Consider the following 3,788-nt stretch of genomic DNA (forward strand, 5'->3'; position numbering starts at 1 on the left):
TTACGGGTAGGGATTCATACAGGTCCCGTGGTTGGGGGGGTAATTGGCTTGAAACGCTTTAGTTACGACTTGTGGGGGGATACCGTTAATATTGCATCTCGCATGGAATCTCAAGGCATTCCGGGGCGAATTCAAGTCACTGAGGAAATTTACCATCGTTTGCAAGATAAATTTCTTTTTACCGAACGTGGCGCGATCGATATTAAGGGTAAGGGAAAAATGAAGGCTTATCTCTTATTAGAAAAGAAATTAGCCAAAGATTCAGAGTCTTTATTAACCAGATAAAATTCCCCTTACTTTTATCATTAATATACTGAATAGTCAAATTACAAAACGGGTGCATCTCAGTTTTGTAAAAATAGCGAGCAAGATGCTCGCACTACCACCATTATGGTTTATTGTAGTGGGAGCGTCTCGCTCCCTAGCTCTAATTATTCTACCACCATTTCTAATTATTCGGAGCAATGTTGTAAATTTGCAACTTTGAGATGCACCCATAAAATTCCCCTTAATTCGTCATAATTTTATCATTAATATACTGAATAGTCAAATTACAAAACTAAAATTAAAAAACAATGACACCAACCAAACAACGAGCCGATCGCGTATTAATACACAACTTTAGCTGGCAACAATTTGAAAATCTTTTGCTTGACCTGGGAGACAGTCGTTCCAGTCGCATTGCTTATGATACAGGAACTCTAGAAATTATGACCCCCTTACCAGAACACGAATATTTTAAACAATCCATTAGTATTGCTATTGAAGATATAGCTGAAGTTTTAGAGTATGACTATGAAAGCTATGGCTCAACAACTTGGCGACGTGAGGTGAAACAAGCCGGTCTAGAACCCGATAATTGTTTTTACTTCCAAAATGAAGCACTCATACGCGGTAAGGTACAGTTTGACCTCAATCGGGACCCGCCACCAGACCTTGCTCTCGAAATCGATCTCACTAGCAAATCGCTCAATCGTTTTCCTATTTATGCTCGTTTGGGTGTTCCCGAACTCTGGTGTTATGAAGATGGCACATTGAAAATTTATTGCCTCCAAGAGGAATCTTATCTTGAAGTCGAGCAGAGTGGCGTTTTTCCCACCCTCAATATTCGCGCTCTCCCACAAATTATTCAATCCTATCGGCTTCAGGGTCGTCGTGCTTTGCGTCGTGCTGTTCGAGCTTGGGTGCGAGAACAGGTTTAAACCCCGCGATCGCGGCATTTTCCTCGCTCTATGCCCCAATTGTTCATCAATCGTTGATAATTGATAGTTGAAGATTAGAAGGTAACAGCGTGACAGTTAGAGTTCGGATCGCCCCAAGTCCCACAGGAAACTTACACATCGGTACAGCCAGAACTGCCGTGTTTAATTGGTTATATGCCCGTCATCAGGGGGGAAAGTTTATCATTCGGGTAGAAGATACCGATATTTCGCGATCGCGGGACGAATACACTGACAATATTCTCAAGGGTTTAGAATGGCTGGGACTCAACTGGGACGAGGGACCCTTTTTCCAATCCCAGCGTCTCGATCTCTATCGTCAAGCGGTACAAAAGTTGTTAGATAAGGGTTTAGCCTATCGCTGTTACTGTACCCCAGAGGAACTCGAGCAGATGCGGGAAGCACAAAAAGCCAGAAATGAGGCTCCTGGCTATGATAATCGCCATCGCAACCTTACCCCAGAACAACGGGAAACCTACGAGACAGAAGGACGCAAACCTGTGATTCGCTTTATCATCGACGGCGATCGCCAAATCACTTGGAATGATAAGGTACGGGGAAAGATGGCTTGGAAAGGAAGCGATCTGGGGGGAGATATGGCGATCGCCAGGACTCCAGAGGGAGACGAACCTTTCGGACAGCCTCTCTATAATTTGGCCGTGGTTGTAGATGATATAGACATGAAAATAACCCATGTGATTCGAGGGGAAGATCATATCGCCAATACTGCCAAACAAATCTTACTTTATGAAGCATTAGGAGGAGAAATTCCTGAATTTGCTCACTCTCCCCTCATTTTGAATCCAGAAGGGCGCAAACTTTCCAAACGGGATGGGGTTACTTCCTTAGATGATTTTAAAAATATGGGCTTTGTCCCAGAGGCGATCGCCAATTATATGATGTTATTGGGGTGGACGGCTCCAGATTCGACTCAAGAAATCTTTACCTTAGAGGAAGCGGCAAAACTCTTCACTCTGGATCGGGTCAATAAAGCGGGGGCAAAATTTGATTGGGATAAATTAGACTGGATTAATAGCCAATATCTGCATAAGATGTCTCCGGAAATATTGGTCGATTTATTAATTCCTTACTGGCAAAATGCAGGGTATGAATTCAATCCTGAAGGCGATCGCGAATGGTTAATTGAATTAACTGGAATTATTGCCCCCAGCTTAACTCGCTTATCTGATGCTGTTGCAGAAAGTCGTCTCTTATTTGGAGATTCCATCACCTTTGATGAAAAAGGCCAAGCGCAAATTGAACAAGAAGGAGTCAAAGAAATTTTTGCAGCAATTCTGACGGCGATCGCCAACTATCCTGAAATGACCCCGGAAGATGCCAAGGAAATTATCAAACAAGTTACTAAGGAGAAAAAAGTCAAAAAAGGATTTGTGATGAAGTCTCTACGCGCTGGTTTAACAGGAGAATTACAAGGTCCCGACCTCATTCAATCCTGGGTACTCCTCCATCGTCGCGGCTGGGACAAAACTCGGTTACAATTGACAGTTGATAGTTGATAGTTGATAGTTGATAGTTGAGAATAATGCTTGAGAGGATTTTAACAACCAAACAATAACAACCAAACAATAAAATGTCTACTCGAATTTTAGTTATTGAAGATGAGGCTAAACTCGCTCAATTCATCGAGTTAGAACTCAAATATGAAGGTTATGAAGTAACGGTGGCTAAGGATGGGTTATCGGGTTTGTCTACTGCACGAGAAAGCCAACCCGATCTCATTATCCTCGATTGGATGTTACCTGGCATTCCAGGGATAGAGATTTGCCAGCGCTTGCGGACTACGGGGGATAAAGTTCCTATTATTTTACTAACTGCAAAAGATGAGGTCAACGATCGCGTTAAAGGGTTAGATGCTGGGGCAGATGATTATATAGTCAAGCCTTTTAGTATCGAAGAACTTCTCGCAAGAGTGCGTGCGGCTTTACGTCGCACCAAAGAACAAGAAACCAATCTTCTGCAATTCTCAGATTTAAAACTTAATCGCAGCAGTCGAGAGGTTTTTCGCGGTAGCCGACGCATTGAATTAACGGCGAAGGAGTTCGATTTATTAGAGTATTTGCTCACTCATCCTCGTCAAGTTCTCACAAGAGATCAGATTCTCGAACGAGTTTGGGGTTATGACTTTATGGGAGATTCTAATATAATTGAAGTTTATGTTCGTTATTTGCGCTTGAAACTTGAAGCCGAAGGAGAATCGCGTCTCATTCAAACTGTGCGAGGCGTTGGTTATGTAGTGAGAGAAAAATCTTAGGTCTTAAGTTAGAGGAGGAGCAAAACGCGCAAAAACGGTTAATCCGATAATAAAGGCGATCGCCACAAAAAGAATCCAAAGAATCCAGATAATGCGGAGATTTTTGGCATTCATAACTAAACGAGGAAAGTAATTTAATTCTAGGATAGCGCGATCGTTCTAAAATGCTAACAGGACTTACGCTAGTACACTAAATATAGTGTATAGCAAGATAGACGATGGCTAAAAATTTTGGATAGCGATCGCCAGAAGAAAAAGATTAAATTGTTTCATACGTTGCTTAGTCTTTTTTTTTA

At 42.1% G+C, this 3,788-nt stretch carries 4 protein-coding genes; all 4 read left to right on the plus strand.

Annotated features, from left to right (window positions below; all coding sequences use genetic code 11):
* The coding region (locus tag VB714_RS14945) for an adenylate/guanylate cyclase domain-containing protein (protein WP_323225407.1) at window positions 1–285 on the plus strand (285 nt) is incomplete at its 5' end.
* A gap of 290 nt (window positions 286–575) precedes the next feature.
* Entirely contained in the window at window positions 576–1,202 is a 627-nt protein-coding gene (locus tag VB714_RS14950; protein ID WP_323225408.1) for a Uma2 family endonuclease, read from the plus strand.
* An 89-nt stretch (window positions 1,203–1,291) separates the two neighbouring features.
* Complete coding sequence (gltX, locus tag VB714_RS14955; RefSeq protein WP_323225409.1) at window positions 1,292–2,737, plus strand: glutamate--tRNA ligase; 1,446 nt, start codon at window positions 1,292–1,294, stop codon at window positions 2,735–2,737.
* A 74-nt stretch (window positions 2,738–2,811) separates the two neighbouring features.
* Window positions 2,812–3,492, plus strand: coding sequence for a response regulator transcription factor (locus VB714_RS14960; protein WP_323225410.1), 681 nt, complete (start codon window positions 2,812–2,814; stop codon window positions 3,490–3,492).
* The last annotated feature ends 296 nt before the right edge of the window (window positions 3,493–3,788 follow it).

The sequence above is a fragment of the Spirulina sp. 06S082 genome (genome assembly GCF_034932145.1).
Classification (GTDB): domain Bacteria; phylum Cyanobacteriota; class Cyanobacteriia; order Cyanobacteriales; family Spirulinaceae; genus CCY15215.